The organism is Acinetobacter sp. R933-2, from assembly GCF_030325485.1.
GTDB classification, from domain to species: Bacteria; Pseudomonadota; Gammaproteobacteria; order Pseudomonadales; family Moraxellaceae; genus Acinetobacter; species Acinetobacter sichuanensis.
Genome location: NZ_JACAIJ010000010.1, coordinates 17,808 through 36,922 on the forward strand (window position 1 = coordinate 17,808; position 19,115 = coordinate 36,922).

At 37.7% G+C, this 19,115-nt stretch carries 17 protein-coding genes; 4 read left to right on the forward strand and 13 right to left on the reverse strand.

Going from position 1 to position 19,115, the window contains the following annotated elements; genetic code table 11:
* Positions 1-3 precede the first annotated feature (3 nt).
* The 5 genes from HX005_RS12545 to rsgA form a co-directional block, all read right to left on the reverse strand.
* Positions 4-483, reverse strand: coding sequence for a hydrolase (locus HX005_RS12545; RefSeq protein ID WP_286377610.1), 480 nt, complete (start codon positions 481-483; stop codon positions 4-6).
* A 146-nt stretch (positions 484-629) separates the two neighbouring features.
* Positions 630-1,088, reverse strand: coding sequence for a protein-export chaperone SecB (gene secB / locus HX005_RS12550; RefSeq protein ID WP_107008295.1), 459 nt, complete (start codon positions 1,086-1,088; stop codon positions 630-632).
* Between the two features lie 40 nt (positions 1,089-1,128).
* Complete coding sequence (grxC, locus tag HX005_RS12555; protein ID WP_107008296.1) at positions 1,129-1,386, reverse strand: glutaredoxin 3; 258 nt, start codon at positions 1,384-1,386, stop codon at positions 1,129-1,131.
* Positions 1,387-1,402: 16 nt separating this feature from the next.
* The gene (locus HX005_RS12560; protein WP_107008297.1) at positions 1,403-1,810 is read right to left on the reverse strand and encodes a rhodanese-like domain-containing protein; all 408 of its coding nucleotides are present in this window, start codon (positions 1,808-1,810) and stop codon (positions 1,403-1,405) included.
* A 94-nt stretch (positions 1,811-1,904) separates the two neighbouring features.
* Positions 1,905-2,963 (reverse strand): small ribosomal subunit biogenesis GTPase RsgA, encoded by a 1,059-nt coding sequence (rsgA, locus tag HX005_RS12565; protein WP_286377611.1) that lies wholly within the window; start codon positions 2,961-2,963, stop codon positions 1,905-1,907.
* Positions 2,964-3,085: 122 nt separating this feature from the next.
* Here rsgA and orn point away from each other — a divergent pair, with 122 nt between their 5' ends.
* The 3 genes from orn (at position 3,086) to HX005_RS12580 (ending at position 5,524) form a co-directional block, all read left to right on the forward strand.
* On the forward strand, positions 3,086-3,646 hold the full coding sequence (orn, locus tag HX005_RS12570; protein ID WP_171405072.1) for an oligoribonuclease: 561 nt from the start codon (positions 3,086-3,088) through the stop codon (positions 3,644-3,646).
* A 192-nt stretch (positions 3,647-3,838) separates the two neighbouring features.
* Complete coding sequence (locus tag HX005_RS12575; RefSeq protein ID WP_107008300.1) at positions 3,839-4,573, forward strand: Bax inhibitor-1/YccA family protein; 735 nt, start codon at positions 3,839-3,841, stop codon at positions 4,571-4,573.
* Positions 4,574-4,720: 147 nt separating this feature from the next.
* A complete protein-coding gene (locus HX005_RS12580) occupies positions 4,721-5,524 on the forward strand; it encodes an enoyl-ACP reductase FabI (RefSeq protein WP_107008301.1) in 804 nt (267 codons plus the stop codon).
* Between the two features lie 58 nt (positions 5,525-5,582).
* On the opposite strand, the gene HX005_RS12585 is transcribed toward HX005_RS12580, so the two are convergent.
* From HX005_RS12585 to HX005_RS12615, 7 genes are all read right to left on the reverse strand, one after another.
* Entirely contained in the window at positions 5,583-7,013 is a 1,431-nt protein-coding gene (locus HX005_RS12585; RefSeq protein ID WP_286377612.1) for an efflux transporter outer membrane subunit, read from the reverse strand.
* A gap of 22 nt (positions 7,014-7,035) precedes the next feature.
* Positions 7,036-9,027 (reverse strand): MacB family efflux pump subunit, encoded by a 1,992-nt coding sequence (locus HX005_RS12590; protein ID WP_286377613.1) that lies wholly within the window; start codon positions 9,025-9,027, stop codon positions 7,036-7,038.
* A 2-nt stretch (positions 9,028-9,029) separates the two neighbouring features.
* A complete protein-coding gene (locus HX005_RS12595) occupies positions 9,030-10,385 on the reverse strand; it encodes an efflux RND transporter periplasmic adaptor subunit (RefSeq protein WP_286377614.1) in 1,356 nt (451 codons plus the stop codon).
* Between the two features lie 98 nt (positions 10,386-10,483).
* A complete protein-coding gene (holA, locus tag HX005_RS12600) occupies positions 10,484-11,476 on the reverse strand; it encodes a DNA polymerase III subunit delta (protein WP_286377615.1) in 993 nt (330 codons plus the stop codon).
* Between the two features lie 12 nt (positions 11,477-11,488).
* Positions 11,489-12,031 (reverse strand): LPS-assembly lipoprotein LptE, encoded by a 543-nt coding sequence (locus HX005_RS12605; protein ID WP_107008306.1) that lies wholly within the window; start codon positions 12,029-12,031, stop codon positions 11,489-11,491.
* Positions 12,032-12,305: 274 nt separating this feature from the next.
* On the reverse strand, positions 12,306-14,927 hold the full coding sequence (leuS, locus tag HX005_RS12610; protein ID WP_286377616.1) for a leucine--tRNA ligase: 2,622 nt from the start codon (positions 14,925-14,927) through the stop codon (positions 12,306-12,308).
* 278 nt (positions 14,928-15,205) lie between these two features.
* Positions 15,206-15,763 carry a hypothetical protein gene (locus tag HX005_RS12615; RefSeq protein ID WP_286377617.1) on the reverse strand — a complete coding sequence of 186 codons (558 nt, stop codon included), beginning with the start codon at positions 15,761-15,763 and terminating at the stop codon, positions 15,206-15,208.
* Positions 15,764-16,401: 638 nt separating this feature from the next.
* Between HX005_RS12615 and HX005_RS12620 the strand changes: the two genes are divergently transcribed.
* Positions 16,402-18,243, forward strand: coding sequence for an MFS transporter (locus HX005_RS12620; RefSeq protein ID WP_286377618.1), 1,842 nt, complete (start codon positions 16,402-16,404; stop codon positions 18,241-18,243).
* A 73-nt stretch (positions 18,244-18,316) separates the two neighbouring features.
* Here the strand turns inward: HX005_RS12620 and HX005_RS12625 are convergent, their stop codons facing one another.
* A complete protein-coding gene (locus HX005_RS12625; protein WP_286377619.1) occupies positions 18,317-18,670 on the reverse strand; it encodes a DUF4124 domain-containing protein in 354 nt (117 codons plus the stop codon).
* Between the last annotated feature and the right edge of the window lie 445 nt (positions 18,671-19,115).

A 19,115-nucleotide genomic window follows, 5' to 3' on the forward strand; every position in this document is an offset into this window, starting at 1 on the left:
GTTCTATGATTCGTCACGGCGAATTAAAAAGCCTATTCCACCAATTGCCAATCCAACCAAACAGCCATAAAAAATAAATGAATAAGGCATTAAAGTTGCCAGTATTTGCGTTTGACTGAGTGGGAAAAATGGATACATATCTGTATGCATGAGCGCATCTAAAAATAGATGACTAAAACTACCAATGAATGCACTCAACATCGCAGTTTTCCATGAGATTTGCCAGTTGCTTTCTTTGAAAATAACCCTCAAGGTAAATTCGCTGATCGGCTTCCCGATCACGATGGCAATGCAGCCTATGAGCAATGCACCAAGTAAATGATGAGTGTAGAGGTGTAAAGTATTCCAACCTAAAATCATGCCAAATAAGGGTTCTAAATCCATTAACACTTGTGTACCTGCAAAAATCATAAAACTAAATTTTTTATGAGCAATCGCTTTGCAGCTTGCACCTAAGCCTAAATGTAATGGGGTAAATGGCATGTTGAAGCCTTTATTTTTTGTTTATTTTCAAAATTATAAAATGGTGTTGTTGTGAGGAATGTGAAGTTTAGGTGAAATCGAAAGCGTATCAAAACAAAAAAAAGACCGCATAAAGCGGTCTTTTTAGCAAAGTCATGGCTTAAAAATTAAGCTTGACCTTCAACAGCAGCGGCTTGAGCACGTTCCATATTTGCTTCGAACTCTGCATCAAAATTGATTGGAGTAAGAAGTAATTGTGGGAAGCTACCTTTAGTCACTAAATCATTTACCGCTTCACGAAGGAAAGGGAATAAAATATTTGGACAATATGCGCCTAAGATGTAAGGAAGACGGTCTTCTTCGATTCCATCAATAAGGAAAATACCCGCTTGAGTGACATCAACGATAAATGCAGTTTCACCTGCATTGTTGGCTTGGACAACAACTTTTAAAGACACTTCAAAGTGAGTAGGATCTACTTTTTCTGCAGAAGAAGACAAATTGATGTTTAACTCAGGCTGCCATTCTTTAGTAAAAACTTGTGCTCCTGGTACTTCAAAAGATAAGTCTTTTGCATAGATACGTTCTAAAGCAAGTTGTGGTTGAGCTTGTTGTTCTTCAGTCATTCTTTATATTCCTTAAGATGAATAGCTAATGTACAGTTGTTTATGCCAATAAATCGTCAAGTTTGCCTTCTTTTTCTAAAGCGTAAAGCTGGTCAAACCCACCGATAAATTGATCTTTAATAAAAATTTGTGGCACAGTACGGTGACGAGTTTTTTGCATAAGCTCAACTTTCACTTCAGGTGCCTCTTGATCGAGATTGATTTCGGTAAAAGCAACACCTTTACGCTCAAGAAGACTTTTTGCACGAACGCAATATGGACAGAAAGTGGTTGAATATACGATTACTTCAGCTGTCATTTTATAACTCCTTAAGTTATTTCGCTTTGACCAAAGGTAAACCTTGGGCTTTCCAATTGCTAATACCGCCATCTAAACGATAGCTGTCGGTATGACCGACTTGTTGTAAAGCACTGCCTGCAACTTGCCCCATATTACAAATGAATACAAGTGGACGATCAGCAGTTTTTAACTCTTCGAGGTGACTGGTAATTTTGCTGTATGGAATATTTCGGCTACCACTGATATGACCTTCGCGAAAATCTTTGGCATCACGTAAATCAATCAACATTGCATTTTTAGCTTTAACTAAAATACCCAATGATTGTGGAGAGATTTTGCGACCGTTGCGTTGACCTTCGAAAACGAAGAACAAAACAACCAATACAGCTAAAATACCGAATAAAAAGGGGTGATTCCCCATAAATTCAAACCAACGTTCCACAATGCACCTAATTACAATCAAAATTTGTGTCGACGAGTATAGCCTATATATATGGTGATCAAAATCACTGCTTCAAGGCTACATTTAAAGAAAATTAATTTTTTTGTTGCGCCTCAGTAATTTCTTCAACTAAGCGTAAATAACTGTCTAAGCGTCGCGGTAAAATTTTACCTTCTGCTACAGCATTTTTTAAAGCGCATTGTTTTTCATGGGTATGGGTACAATTACGATACTGGCAATGCCCTAGAAAATCCGCAATATCAGGGAATCCTGCATCAATTTTTTCTAAATCTAAATGCCAAAGCCCAAATTCACGAATACCCGGTGAGTCAATCAGCGCACCATTTTCACCAAAGCGAATTAAACGTGTAGAGGTCGTGGTGTGTTGCCCTAAAGCTGAATTTTCAGAAATGATATTGGTTTTTTGTGCCGCATTAGGAACAATGACATTGATCAGAGAGCTTTTACCCACACCAGATTGACCGACAAAAGCAACCGTTTCATTATCAAGACGTTGTGCAAGTGGGCTTAAGTCGCCTTCAGATTGTGTAATGAGGACTTCATAACCTAAATCTTGATATTCTTTGAGCATATCTAAAATAGGATCATTTTCTTTGAGTAAGTCAGACTTGTTAAGTACCAATAACACTGGAATATCTGCATCAGCGCAAGCAACGAGATAACGATCAATCAGTGTGGGTGCAGGCTCAGGTAAAGCAGCAAACACAATCACAATTAAACTAATATTTGCTGCTACAGGTTTAACCTTATGATAACGGTCAGGGCGGGTGAGTAGTGATGTTCGTGGATGAATGGCTGTGATAATACCCAAACCTGTATTTGGGTCAGCTTGCCATCTGACTTTATCACCTGTGACCAAAAGTTCTAAGTTTGTACGTGTATGACAACGCCAAACACTGCCTAGCTCAATGGCTTTCCAAAATGGTTCAGGATCACCTACTTTAACTTGCGGTTTTTCAGGATGTTGATCAGGAACAGAAAGGGCTTGTACTTCAAGTTGGCGTCCATAATGTTGGACAACTAAACCTTCGAGGTCATTTGAAGTGTCGATTTCTTCTTGACGTGTTTTATGTTGTTTCTGAATGCGACGTTGTTGCTGTTCAGTTAAACGACGTTTACGAATTAAAGCCATTCATGTCCTAAAAAACCATAAAAATAAGAAGGCAAAAATAACATGCTGAACGAATGAATTACAGCGCAGATGTCAGAAATTTGCTACTATTCATGTTTTATAGCCTAATAAGATTGCACTTTATGAGCAGCAGCACCCCAGATACACGCTTGATTTGGATTGATCTTGAAATGACAGGTCTTGATACAGACAATGATCAAATTATTGAAGTTGCGACCATTGTAACGGATGATCATTTAAATATTCTTGCGGAAGGTCCAGTGCTAGCAGTACATCAGTCAGATATTATTTTAAATGCGATGGATGAATGGAATACCAAACAACATGGTCAGTCAGGTCTGATTGAGCGTGTACGTCGTAGTAAATTGACTGCACGTGATGCAGAGTTACAAACTTTAGAGTTTTTAAAGAAATGGGTAAATCCAAAATCATCGCCAATGTGTGGTAACTCAATTTGCCAAGATCGTCGTTTTTTACATCGTTTAATGCCTGAAATGGAACAATATTTCCACTATCGTAATTTAGATGTATCGTCTGTGAAAGAGTTAGCAAAACGCTGGCGCCCTGAGATTATGAGTGGTCTTAAGAAAAATGCCTCACATTTGGCAATGGATGATATTCGTGACTCAATTGCAGAGTTAAAATACTATCGTCAATATTTCTTTATCTCAAATCAAGATTAATTCGATATTTTGTAAGCGAAGAAGGGGCAGAAATTGCCTCTTTTTTATGCGCTGTGTATTTTAAAAAATTAAGTTATACTGCTTTAGGCAATATTTTTGGTTTTGTTACAAAAAGAAGTAAGCTGTACATCAATTTTAAAATAATCCGTTTTACAATCCCTTTATATTTTAAATATTACAATGAGTTGAAATATGCAAAGTAATAACCCTATTTTAACCCGTGTGGAAACACATGCAGATTATAGTCAACCCATGACCATTCAAGGTGCAATCCAAAAGTCAGTATTATTGACTGTAATTGCGGCTGTGCTTGGTTTAGGTGTTTTTCTTTATAGTTTCGCCACTGCGAATTTTGGTCTTGCTTATGCAGCGGCAATGGTCGGTGCTATTGGTGGTTTAATCATTGCTTTAGTGGCAACTTTTAAGCCAAATACAGCGCGTGTTCTTGCAATTCCTTATGCTTTATTTGAAGGTGCATTTTTAGGTGGTGCATCTGTGATTTTTCAGTTGAAATTTCCAGGTGTTCCTTTACAAGCATTACTGGCAACTTTTGTAACGACTTTTGTGATGTTTGGTTTGTATCGTTTTCAAATTATTCGTGCAACTGAAAAATTTAAATCGATTGTGATGTCTGCAACAATCGCAATTGCTTTGGTTTTTGTTGTGCAATTCATCATGAATTTGGCATTTGGTTCAAGCATTCCTGGTCTATTTGAAAGCAGTTGGTTAGGAATCGGATTTGCAGCTTTTGTTGCTGTAATCGCATCATTAAACTTGATCTTAGATTTTGATTTAATTGAAAATGCTGCTGCGCAACGCGCACCGAAAGCATTTGAATGGCTATGTGGTATCGCATTATTAGCAACCTTAGTTTGGATGTATTATTCATTCATGCGTTTATTTAGCTTATTACAAGGTGATGATTAATCCTTGATGATGAACATTTGAAAAATCGCTCTTTATGAGCGATTTTTTTATGATTTAGTGAAAGATATAAAAAAAGATGCATTATGCAATTTTGTTCTGTCTTGAGTCTTGGCATTATGCATACAAACTTATTCGAGTGAGAATTTCATGGCACAAGGACTTTTGGCAGGTAAACGCTTCCTGATCGCAGGTATCGCAAGTAAATTATCGATTGCATTTGGTATTGCTCAAGCACTTCATCGTGAAGGAGCAGAGCTTGCATTTACTTATCCAAATGAAAAACTGAAAAAACGTGTAGATGATTTTGCTGAACAATTTGGTTCAACACTTGTTTTCCCTTGTGATGTTGCTGTTGATGCTGAAATTGATCATGCATTTGCTGAGCTTGCTAAGCATTGGGATGGTTTAGATGGTGTTGTGCATTCGATTGGCTTTGCACCTGCACATACTTTGGATGGTGACTTTACGGACGTAACTGATCGTGAAGGTTTTAAAGTTGCGCATGATATTAGTGCGTATAGCTTTATTGCGATGGCGCGTGCAGCAAAACCATTATTACTTGCGCGTCAAGGTTGCTTATTAACATTGACTTACCAAGGTTCTGAGTCAGTCATGCCAAACTACAATGTAATGGGCATGGCAAAAGCATCTTTAGAAGCAGGTGTACGTTATTTGGCATCGAGTTTAGGTGCAGAAGGGATTCGTGTAAATGCGATTTCGGCAGGTCCAATCCGTACTTTAGCAGCTTCAGGTATTAAATCTTTCCGTAAAATGTTAGATGCAAATGAAAAAATTGCACCGTTAAAACGTAATGTTACGATTGAAGATGTCGGAAATGCCGCACTTTTCCTTTGTTCACCTTGGGCAAATGGTATTACAGGTGAAATTTTGTATGTAGATGCAGGTTTCAATACTGTGGGTATGAGCGCATCAATGATGGATAGTGAATAAGTTATTCATGACTTGATGGTAAAAAGGCACTGAATTCAGTGCCTTTTTTATATGAAATTTATGGTGTGACTTCAGTGATAGTGGTATTTGGTAATTGCTGAATCGGGCTACCACCGAGTGCTTGCATTAAGGTTACATAAGCATTGTATTGATTTTGCTTGACTTGTACTAAAGACAGTCGTGCATTACGCGTGGTTTCTTGCGCATCTAACAGATTTTTTAAAGCAATTGCACCATTGCGATAACGTACATCCGTTAAACGTTCAGTTTTCTCAGCCAATTCTAAATTTTTCTGCTGCAAAGCAACTTGTTTATCTAATTCAATTCGATTAGAAAGTGCATTTTCAGTATCAGCAAAAGCTTGATATAAGGTTTGTCGATATTGAATAATGGCTTTTTCATAATCCAATTCACTGATTTTTAAATCCTTTTTCATATCATTATATTGCAAGAAGGGCAGACTTAAACTTGCACCTAAAGTCAGGGCAGGATTTTTCAGTAAATTGGTCAGTGACGTACTGCTTGAGCCTAAGTTCCCCGTCAAACTTATAGAAGGATAATAACTGGCTTTAGTTGCATCTTTGGAAGCAAGTGCTTCACGTAAACGTAATTCTGCGGCACGTAAGTCAGGACGACGTGACAAAATATCGGCAGGCAAACCCGCTGTAATATTCGGTAAGCGAATACGTGGTAATTTTTTGGGTTCTTGAATATTGAGTTGTTGTACAGGAATTTGTAAGAGCACCGCCAAAGCAGTGCGTGTTTCTACTAGCTGCTGTTCAATTTGACTTAAACTGGCTTTTTGACTTTGTACAGATTGTTCTGCTTGAGTCAGATCTAAGCCTGAAACTGCACCTGCACGATATTGAGTACGTACCAGTTCATACAGTTTTTGTGTGGTGGCTAAACTTTGCTGTGCTGTGCTGTAACGCTCATTGAGATATCCGAGTTGCCAATATAAATTCGCCGTTGTGCCAATTAGCGTTTGACCAGTTGCTTGTAAATCTTGTTCAGTCGCTAAAGACTCCCATTTTGCCGCTTCAGTTTGACGCGCTAATTTACCAAACAAGTCGAGTTCATAACTGACCCCTGCACTGACAGAAACGCCCTTAGAGGCATCATCACCAGAGTTGAGATCAAAGCTATGCCCAGTGGACACACCAGAGTTAACACGGGGACCTTGTTGATCTCGTGCCAAACCTGCTTTTAAACGTGCAGTTTGTAAATTAATCCCTGCAACAGCTAAGTCAGCATTTTTCTGAATAACTTGATCAACCAATTGATTCAGTTGAGTATCACCAAACAAAGTCCACCACTGGTCTGCATACAAGTCAGTTTGGATTTGCTTAGACTTTGCTTGATCATAGGCAAAAGTATTGGGAACTTGTACTGTAGGTGCTTGATAAGGCGTTTTGACAATCGCTGCGCAGCCTACCAGTGAACTACCAAGCAGCAAGGCAGTTGCAAGTTTGCTTAAATTCATTTGCATTATATATTCCTTGTCCTTGCAATTATTCACGTGAAAGTGCATCAACTGGATTCAACTGCGCGGCATTGCGAGCAGGAATAAATCCAAATACGACACCGATCAAAGTCGAACAGATAAATGCGGCGATAATCGAAGTTGATGAATACGCCATTTGGAATGTACCTTTAGCGAAATGACTAATAATTTGTCCGATGCCTAAGGAGAGGAGTACACCCAAAACTCCCCCTAAGATACATACTAAAATCGCTTCGATGAGGAACTGCTGTAGAATGTCACTTTGTCGAGCACCAACCGCCATACGTACTCCGATTTCTTGTGTACGTTCAGTCACAGAAACGAGCATGATGTTCATGACACCAATACCACCTACAACCAATGAAATCACGGCAATTGCAGAAACCAAAAGAGTCATCGTCGCTGTGGTTTGTTCAATCGTTTCACGAATGCTGTCGGAGTTCTGAGTAAAGACATCTTGTGCACCATGACGTTGTTCGAGCAAACTCAGAATGGCATTCTCAGCAACAGCCGTTGGGTATTCATCTTTAACACGGACAATGATACTTCGTACATTTGCCTGACCAAGCATACGACTCATGACGGTAGAATAGGGCAAGTAAACATTTAAACTATCTGAGTTGCCCATCATGCCTTGTTGTGCATCGACAATACCAATAATTCGACTCGGTACACTGCCCAGCAAAATCACTTGTCCAAGCGGATCAGTACCATCACTGAAAAACGTCTTTTGTGTGTTGGTATCGATCACCACATCTTGCGCACGTTGCATGACACTATGCTTATCGAAAGCTTGCCCTGAGGTAAACTTCAAACCACGCACATTGAAGAAATCATTACTGACACCATTCACTGTGGCAGATGCTTCTGTATCTTTAAAACGGACAGTTAAGTTGCTATTGACCGTAGGGCTTACTGCTTCAACATAAGGTTGATCAGATAAGGCATCTGCATCAGCAGGGACTAAGGTTTTAAATTGTGCTGTTTTAGAGTTATCACCAAAACCGCGACCTTGGAACACCGTAATTGTGTTGGTACCTAAACTACTAATATTTTCTAAAATCTGTTTCTGTGAACCATTTCCGAGTGCAACGACTGAAACAACAGATGCAATCCCGATAATAATTCCAAGCATGGTGAGGAATGTTCGCATGCGATGTGCATTCATTGCCAATAAAGCCATGCGGAATGCTTCAGCAAAACGATCTAAGGCTGATCGCCATTTCGATGATTTCTTACGTTGCGCCTTAGGCTCATTTTCAGCAACGATTTCAATTGCTTCATCGTACTCAGGTGTATTGGCTTTGTCGGAAATAATATTCCCGTCACTGATTTCAATAATACGGGTCGCATTTTTGGCGACATTCATATCATGGGTAACCAGAATAATAGTATGACCTTTGGCATTCAGTTCGCGTAAAATACGCATCACTTCAACACCGCTATTCTTATCCAATGCACCTGTCGGTTCATCGGCTAGAATAACATCGCCACCATTCATCAGGGCACGTGCAATCGAAACACGTTGTTGTTGTCCCCCTGACAGTTGGTTCGGGCGATTTTCAGTTTTTTCGCCCAGCCCTAATTCAGTTAAAATTTCATGTGAACGTTGCTGACGTACTGTGGGATCCATGCCTGCATAAATCGCAGGAACTTCGACGTTTCCTGCGGCATTCAAATCACCCAGTAAATGATAGCGTTGGAAAATAAATCCAAAATATTCACGACGTAATTGCGCAAGTTCATCAGGCTCAAGTTCGCGGGTTTCACGCCCATTCACTTGATAACTCCCTGATGTAGGTTGGTCTAAACAACCCAAAATATTCATCAGGGTTGATTTACCTGAACCTGATTGACCCACAATGGCAACCAGCTCACCTGCGTAAATTTTTAGATTAATGCTTTTTAAAATCTGAATCGTAGATTCACCCGCAGGGAACTCACGAATCAGATTGCTCACCTCTAAGAGAGGTTGATTGCTCTGATTGTTTTGTTCCATTGTTAGAATCTCACTCCACCACCACGATTGCTACGTTTTGCTGAATCATTTGATGTATCTGAACCATCAGCTAAGATCACTTGATCACCTTCATTTAAGCCACGTATAATTTGAGCGGTCACGCGGTTATTCAGACCAACAAGGACTTGTTTGCGTTTTGCAGTGCCATCCGCTTGAAGCACTCGAACAATCGCAACAGAAGCTTTACCTTGATCAATCAAAGCTTTTTCATCGGCTGTTAATTCGAGACGTTCTGGGCGATCACTATTGGCGTTGTTAGTGTCTTTGTTACGTTGACGCTTTTGTTCATCACCAGCAGCATTTTGTCCACCAGTCGCTGCATTTTTATTGCCTGAACGTTGTGGGCGATTAGAGGCTTGTAGGGCAGAGGCAGGAATCGTCAATACATTACGTGCTTCAGCAAGGATGATATAGACCTGAGCAGTCATATCGATTCGTAATTTTCCATCATCATTAGGAACATCAAATAAAGCATTATAGTAAATCGCTGTACTCGAAGAAGAAGATGAGGTATTTGAATTTTCTGTATTAATTGACTCTGGTGCAGGTTCAACCTGACGTAAAGTTGCGTAACGTTTTTTCTCACTATCTCCTAAGGTTGTAAAATAAACTTTTTGACCTTCTTCAACTTTCATCACATCTGCTTCAGAAATTTGCGATTTAATTGTCATCGTGTCAAGTTGTGCTAATTTTACAATTGTAGGCGCGCTTTGGTTTGCATTTACCGTTTGACCTTCTTCAGTCACAATAGCCACAACAGTACCTGTCATTGGCGCAACAATTTGGGTATAGCCTAAATCTTCTTTGGCAGTTGCAAGAGTGAGTTTAGATTGCTCAATCTGTGCATTCATAGCAGTAATTTCAGCTTGTGCTGTTTTAAATGCCGCTAATGCACTTTCGTATTCAGCTTTAGAGGTTGCATCTTGGGCAAACATACTTTTTTGACGATTATATTCAGCTTCAACTTTTGCTAAATTGGCTTGTTTCGTGGCTAATTGAGCTTGTTGATTTTTAATACTTGCTTCAGCCGTTTTCAAATCATTGGTTTGGCGTACTGAGTCAATTTGTGCAATCAGTTGACCTTGCTTCACTTGGTCCCCTAACTTGACATACATTTTTTTGACCTGACCTGATACCTGCGCACCAACACTGACCATTTTAGTGGCTTCTAAATCACCCGTTGCTAAGACCGAGTCTTCAATATCACCACGGACAACTTCTGTGCTAATAAATTGTGGTTGTTCGTTTTTAGGTTTTAACATAAACCAAGAAATTGCTGCAATAATAGCAATACCAACCATAATTAAAATGACTTTGGATGATTTTATTTTAGGCATATTGGTCTTGAGCAAATGAGATAATTGCTTAAATTATAAGGGGTAAATAAGGATAAAAAGTGAATTTTTTTAACAAATATAAATGATAATTATTTTCTTTAAGCTGGTTCAAACAAACTGTACCCACATAATAGGGCAACCGCTTGTTGAATTAAATGTTCAGGTTTTTCTTGACTTAAGCCTTTTATCGCTGCATCAATACGCAATAAAACCGTAGGCCAAACTAAAAAAGACTGTGGCTTTAAGCGTCTGAGCGCTTGTTGGTAATTTGCAACTTTATTCTTCCAAATACCAAGTTGTAAAGCATTTTGCGGTTGTTCATAGAGTTGCATCAGCAAACGCATTTCTTTACTTAATGTCCATAAAATTAAACTTGCAGGCTCACCAGCCTCGATTAAGTAATTTAAAATTTTAGCAGACTGCGCATAATGACCAGCGAGAACAGCATCACTTAAATCAAAACTACTATAACGAGACTGGTCTTGTAAGCATTCATAGAGATGTTCAATTTGAATATGATTTTGTTCTGGAAACGTATCTGCAACACGCATCAAGCTGTTTTTAGCTGCGAGTAAATTATGTTCATGATGTTGTTCAAGCCAAAGCCAAGCGTCTTGATCGAGTTGAATACCAAGCTGATCGGCTTCTATTGATAAAATACGTTGACGATCTTTAGGATAATGAGCAGCGAGTTGTACCACAACGCCATTGGCTTCAACGGTTTGGAAAAAACTGGATTTTAAGCTACTCGCATCTTGTTTTGGCATTACAATCAAAAGAAGATTGTGCTCATTGTATTGAATATATTGCTTAAGCAGTTTTAGACCATTTGCATCAGGTTTGATATTGCCATGCACTTCCACAGCCAAGTGCTGAGAAAATAAAGATAAACTGTCTAAGGCATTAAAAACTTGCTTCCAATCACTGGTATTATTTAAGTCGTAACGTTGCCGCTCAACTTCTTGAGCATTCCATTCCTTACGAAAAGCATCTAATAAATTTTGCTCAAGCAGTGGCTCTTGACCATGCATAATCCAAACACCACGTGCTTCCTGTGTACGTTTAAGGGCTTGGAGATAGTCGAGTTTCATAATCTAATCAATTTACTGTGCTGTTTTTGGTGTTGCAGTACTTGGTAAGTATTTGGCTTTAGGTAAGCGATTTGCTGAAATTTGACGGCTAATTTGCTGTGCAATATCGTCAATAATGACTTGTTTTAAATATTTCTCTTGTTGATCATCTGTATTCACAGTTGCAACATCATACTGATAACTACGCGCTGCTGTTAAAGTACGTGCTTCAGTAACAGGATTACCTTGCTGATCTTCGATTTGAAATGTCACACTTAAACGTAATAATGTTTCAATCAATTGACCATTTAGCTCATGGCGAATTGGTTTGTAGTCTAAAATACGTAAGACATAAGCATCACTTGCTTGACCTAATTGAACACCTGACGCAGTTAAATAAACACTCAGCTTACTTTCTAAGTCTTCTGTATTTTTAGGAAGCTGTAAATTTAATTTGGTATAAACTAAAGGAGTTGCTTGCGGATTTGTTCCTTTTAAGTGAAAACCACAGCCGACTAAGCCTGCACTCAGCCCTAAAGTTAAGACAATCGCTGCAACACGTTGAACCAAATGCATGTGGAGTCCTCTAAAACTTCCTGAATGGAAAATAATTTTAAATCTTGAGTTAGATTGTAAAGTCAAAGCCCGTTGATTGACAACGGGCTTTGTTTGGGTTTTGTTTTAAATCCCTCCTGACTAGCATCGCTACGCAAGTCCTTTAAAAAAGGGAGGAGAATCTCTCTTTTTTATTTTTGGGAGGAAGTCCCCCTTTGGAAAAGGGGGATTTAGGGGGATTCCTTTATTTCAAATCCCTCCAAACCTCCCTTTAAAAAAGGGAGGCTTAAAAGCATTAAACCACCAAATTCACTAATTTGTTCGGTACCACAATTTCTTTCTTGGTTGGACCTGTCAAGAATTGTTGTACTTCAGGTAAAGCTTTGGCTTGTGCCAAGATGTCATCTTTAGATGCATCCACAGAAACTTCCAACTTACCACGAAGTTTACCATTGACTTGAACCACAATCGTTTGCGTATTACGCGTGAGTGCAGACTCATCTACAGCAGGGAATAACACTGAAGTTAAATCAATGTTGAACTGTGCCAATAAAGTCTGACTTAAATGCGGTGCAAATGGAGCAAGCAAGGTTAATAAGGTGATGATCGATTCACGAGCAACCGCAATATCGTTGTCATCTTTTGCTTCAAACTTGTTGTTGGCATTCAAAAGTTCCATTAACGCAGCAATTGCTGTGTTAAAAGCATGACGACGTTCAATGTCATCACCTACTTTTTGGATGGTTTCATGAGTTTTACGACGTAAATCCTGAGCACCTGTTGAAAGCTGTGCAGTATCAATCGCAGATGCATTGTTGCCTTTTTCAAGGAAACCTGTGGTTAAACGCCAAACACGTTTTAAGAAACGGTTTGAACCTTCAACACCTGCATCCGACCATTCAAGAGATTGATCTGGTGGCGCAGCAAACATCATAAAGACACGAGCCGTATCTGCGCCGTATTGGTCAATAATCGCTTGCGGGTCGATACCGTTATTTTTCGATTTCGACATTTTTTCTTGACCGCCAACAGTCACATCCTGACCATCACCTTGGTATTTTGCCGAAATGATACGACCTTTTTCATCACGTTCGAGATCAATATCAGCAGGGTTGAACCAAGTTTTTTTACCTGAATCTGCTTCACGGTAGTAGGTATCAGCCAATACCATACCTTGAGTTAACAAGTTGGTGAATGGTTCATTACCTTGAACAACACCTTCATCACGCATCAATTTATGGAAGAAACGTGCATAAAGTAAATGAAGAATTGCATGTTCTACACCACCAATGTACTGGTTCACAGGTAACCATGTTTGAGCAGCTTCTGGTTTAACTAAACCACCTGTAAAGTCAGGAGAAGCATAACGTGCATAGTACCAAGATGACTCTACGAAAGTATCCAAAGTATCGGTTTCACGACGTGCGTCGCCACCACAGCAAGGACATTTGGTTTCGTAGAATTCAGGCATTTTATTTAAAGGATTACCTGAACCATCTGGAACAACATCAGTCGGAAGTACAACAGGAAGTTGCTCTTCAGGAACGGTGACCTGACCACACTTGTCACAGTTGATCATTGGAATTGGACAACCCCAATAACGTTGACGGGAAACACCCCAGTCACGTAAACGGAATTGCACTTTAGAATTTGCTAAAGTTTGTGGTTCTAATTTTGCAAGGAATGCATCAAATGCAGCTTGGAAGTCTAAACCATCAAATTCACCTGAATTGACCAATTTACCTTCTTTAGAACCGTACCATTCTTGCCATTCAGTTGCAGAGTAATCTGCATCATCAGCGCCTTTGGCATCAATTACTTGTTTGATTGGCAAGTTGTATTTATTGGCAAATTCAAAATCACGTTCGTCATGCGCAGGAACAGCCATCACCGCACCTGAACCGTATGACATCAACACATAGTTGGCGATCCAGACTGGCACTTCTTCACCCGTCACAGGATGCTTCACTGATAAACCTGTTGCCATACCTTTCTTTTCAGCAGTGGCAAGATCAGCTTCAGCGACTGAACCCATACGACATTCTTCGATGAATGCTTTGAGTTCAGCATTATTTTCCGCAGCTTTTAATGCCATAGGGTGTTCTGCTGCAACCGCAACATAAGTCACACCCATTAAGGTATCGGCACGTGTGGTATACACCGTTAAACCATCGGCATACACGTCAGAATTCGCTGAAGGGAAAGTAATTTCCATGCCTTGTGAACGACCAATCCAGTTACGTTGCATGGTCAAGACTTGTTGTGGCCAACCGTCTTTTAAGGTATCTAAATCATCTAATAATTCTTGTGCATAATCTGTGATGCGGAAGTAATACATTGGAATATCACGTTTTTCTACCAATGCACCTGAACGCCAACCACGACCATTTTCAACTTGTTCATTTGCTAAAACGGTTTGATCGACAGGATCCCAGTTAACAGTTGAAAGTTTGCGGTAAATCAGACCTTTTTTATACAGTTGAACAAATAACCATTGTTCCCAGTGATAGTATTCAGGAGTACATGTTGCAAATTCACGATCCCAGTCCACTGAAAGACCCAATTTTTTCAATTGGTCACGCATGTACGCGATGTTTTCAAAGGTCCATTTTGCAGGAGCAACTTGATGCGCAATCGCGGCATTTTCAGCAGGTAGACCAAAAGCATCCCAACCCATGGGTTGGAGGACAGTTTCACCTTTGAGACGGTGGAAACGGCTGATCACATCACCAATCGTATAGTTACGCACATGACCCATATGCAGTTTGCCGCTTGGGTAAGGGAACATCGAGAGGATATAACGACGTGGGCCTTCTACGGTGTCAGCAACTTTAAATGATTTGCGATCTTCCCAGTCTTGTTGGACTTGAGGCTCAATCGCACTCGCTTGGTATTCAGGGTCAATATGAGTAGTCATAAACGTATTTGAGAAAAATGGTTAAAAAAACTGTGTTGCACAGCATAGCTGAAAAATCGTGTAAATGTCAGTTATTCAGAGCGGATTTTGTGTAAATAGTCATTATTTTAGAAAGTAAACCAGATAAAGCATTCAATTTAAATTTATAAATAAAATAATTAAAATGAAGTAATCCAGAGATTAATTTTGTATTAAAATTAAACAAGAAGGCTCAAGTTAAGTAATACGCATAAAATAATAATTTTAATAAAAAGTATAAATGTAAACTTTGAGATTATTTATAAATCATTTTTTAATTCTTGTGTGAGTAGGTTAATCTTTTCTTGGTATGCATTATAAGCGATTTCACCATACTTCTTTTTAACCTTTTCAAGTAAGTTATCTTTTAAAATTGCTAGCTCATTTATATCGCTGGCACGTTCAAGTTTAAGAATTTGGGTAAAAGATAATATGCCAAAAAACTCTGGTATTTGAATGGATAAAAATGCATATAAACGATGAAAAGGACTGCTATTTTCTAAAGGTGGTAAAGCTATATTTAATTTTTGTTGTATAGGATCAGCTGTTATATCTTGTTGCGGTATGTTTTGTGATACAAGAGTTTGTGACTCTCCCCAATCCGAAACTTCTAATAATTTATTTTCTAAAAGAGAATTTACTGTATCAAAGGGAACACCTAACATGGTGATGATTTCTTGTATAGTAAGCTGACCATTGGCAATAATTAAAAAATTACGTTCAGCACGTGTGAGTTGAATCGCATGACTTGAAATAATCATACGTCCTTGGTTTGACTTTTTAACGATTGTATTCCAATTTAATTGTTGTTGAGACATCGTGTTTCTATCCTTGAGACGTATTTTTTCTAGCATTTATATTCAAGCATTTGCTCGTAAAAAATAATATTAAGTAAGTTTGAGAACTTGTATTTTATTTTTTAAAGTCAATAAAATAATTCTAAGTTTTGATCATTTAAAATTATTATTAAGATATTTTAAATAGTAAAGTTTTTTATAGCAAATAATTTTTTTAAAAATTATAAAATATTTATTAAGTTTTTGAATTTTAATTAATTATTTGATTGTTTCGAGTGTTTCTTATAATTTTTAAAGTACATTTTTATTTTACTTTTGTGATGTGCATCACATTATTATTTTATGTTTAAAGTATTTGATTTATTGAAATTTTATTTGAAAAATATATTATTTTTGATGAGGTAAATCTATATGCTCTTAAATTTACAGTTTTTATTCTTAAATTTATCTAACAAGTGAAAAATGTTTATGTTATCTTTGCGGTGAATTTCATCTGTAAGACACTATTTAAAATAATTGCAATATCTAATAAGTAAAAGTTTTTAAGTGTGATGAATTCAGGGGATTAATAAAATGTTTTCATAAGATTTAATAAAAATAGTTATTAAAACATTTTTATTATGCAGTTTTATTTTAATAAAAATGAAAGGAATAAATAAATGCATACAAGCACTAGGGGAGTGCCAGATCAGAAAATGACAAAGGAAGAGAAAAAAATCATTTTCGCTTCAAGTTTAGGAACAATATTTGAATGGTATGACTTTTATTTATATGGCGCATTAGCACTTATTTTGGCTCAGCAGTTTTTTACCGATCTTGATAGTACAACAGGGTTTATTTTTGCCTTACTTGCATTTTCCGCAGGTTTTATTGTGCGACCTTTTGGGGCATTAGTTTTTGGTCGATTAGGCGATAGGGTTGGGCGAAAATATACATTTTTAATCACTATTTTAATTATGGGAATATCAACTTTTTTGGTTGGATTATTGCCTAATTATAATGCAATCGGAATTGCAGCCCCCATAATGCTAATCATATTACGTTTAATACAAGGTTTAGCATTAGGAGGCGAGTATGGTGGGGCAGTGACATATGTTGCTGAATATGCACCTCAACATAAACGAGGAGCATATACTGCATGGATCCAGATTACAGCAACGACAGGATTATTGTTATCGTTACTGGTTATTTTAAGTGTACGAACATTGCTTGGAGAAGAAGCTTTTAGTGCATGGGGATGGCGAATTCCTTTCTTATTTTCTTTTGTTTTGCTGTTTGTAAGTGTTTGGGTGCGTTTATCAATGAGTGAACCTCCTGCATTTAAAAAGCTAAAAGAAGCAGGAAAACTGTCTAAAGCACCTATTTTTGAATCATTAGGGCAGTGGAAAAATTTAAAACTGATTTTATTGGCATTGTTTGGTTTAACCATGGGACAAGCTGTCATTTGGTATACAGGTCAATTTTATAGCCTATTCTTTTTAACCCAAGCATTAAAAGTAGAAAGTGCGACAGCTAGTATTTTGGTGGCATGTGCTTTACTGATTGGTCTACCTTTCTTTATTTTATTTGGTTATTTATCTGATCGAGTTGGGCGTAAACCTATTATTATTTTGGGTGGGGTATTAGCCGCAGTCACATATATACCGATTTATCATGCCTTGACGTATGCAGCAAATCCTCAGCTTGCAACAGTCTTAAAACAATCTCCAATCGTGTTAAGTGTTGATCCTTCTGAGTGTTCATTACAATTTGACCCAATTGGACGTAAAACATTGGAAAGTAGTTGTGATATTGCCAAGAAGCTGTTAGCAACAAATGCAGTAAATTACTCCATTGAGCATTTACCTCACGGTGAAAATGCAAAAATTTTAGTGGGTCATACTTTAATTCAAGGTTTTTCACCTTTGCATATCACAGAAGAAAGTATTTTTGCTGCACAAGGAATTGCACAGCAAAATCAGTTTAAAGCCATGCAGCAACTTGAGTTGGCAGAACAAAATGGTGATCGAAAAGCGATTTTACTTGCTCAGAGAGAACAAGCTTTAACAGCGAAAACTTTGGATGATTTTGCCAAAGATGCAAAAGCAACCGCAACTAAAGTGATGGAGGCTGACTTTAAAAATCAGGTCAGTGCGGCATTGATTGAAGCACAATATCCAACACAAGCAGACCCTAAAGAAATGAATAAGCCACTCATTGTCTTGTTGCTGTCTTTATTAGTGATTTATGTTGCGATGATGTATGCGCCAATTGCAGCAGCATTGGTTGAAATGTTTGCAACAAAAATTCGTTATACTTCAGTAAGCTTACCTTATCATATTGGAAATGGTTGGTTTGGTGGCTTATTACCAACAATTTCTTTTGCCATCGTTGCGCAAACAGGCAATATTTATAATGGTTTATGGTTCCCAATTATTGTTGCTGTTATTTGTGTGATTATTTGTGCATTATTTATTCAAGAAACGAAAAATATTGATATTTTTAAAGATGATTATAAATAAGCTTCTTATTGCTAAAAAACCTTTCATATTCGTATGAAAGGTTTTTTTATTGCTGATATTTTTTAATTTGAATTTATTGAGGACGCTCTTGACCACGTTGTAAAGCTGCATTGGCTTCACCTTGCTGATCGACTTTGGGAACATCTGCTCTTTCATTATGATTTTGCACAGGTTGAGAAGTTACTGGTGTTGCAGGTGCCACAGGTGTTACAGATAATGTTGATGGTGAAGCATTATGCCCATAAGTTGTCACTGTGGTTCTGCTCTTGGCATTTTTAGGTGGAGGTGTTTCGGTATAGTGAGTTGCGCCTTGATGATCGACCCATTTGTAGTATTGTTTTGCAAAGCTTTGCGACGTTGCACTAAGGCTTAAAACTAAAAATGTGGTGGAAATAATCTTGGTGTATAAATGTTTTGGTTTTTGCATGACAGAACCTTTGAAATGAGGATTTTTCCATTCTTCTAAATATTATGCGGTAATTGTACACATAAAATAAAGAATACTTATTGTGATTTTATTTTGTGTTTATTTTAATCGTATTTAGAAAAAATGATAGATTTTTATTGAAAATTTATTAAGTTATAACTTGCTGAATTTTTTATTATAAATCGAATAAAAAAAAGTAATAGTTTAAAAAAAATGCGTATGGGAAATAAACAATAAAAAAGCGAATAGAAACCTTGACTTTGCTTGCTAAAACAACAAAAATGCTGATTCAGTTTTGTATGTTTTTATTCGATCACCCTTCGAATAATGGCATCGTAAGCAATATCATTTTTCTCTAAACCGAGAAAGTGACCCCCTTACATTAAATATGTTTATCCCAACATATTTTTGTTATGAACATCATTTAAACAGTGATGTGACTATA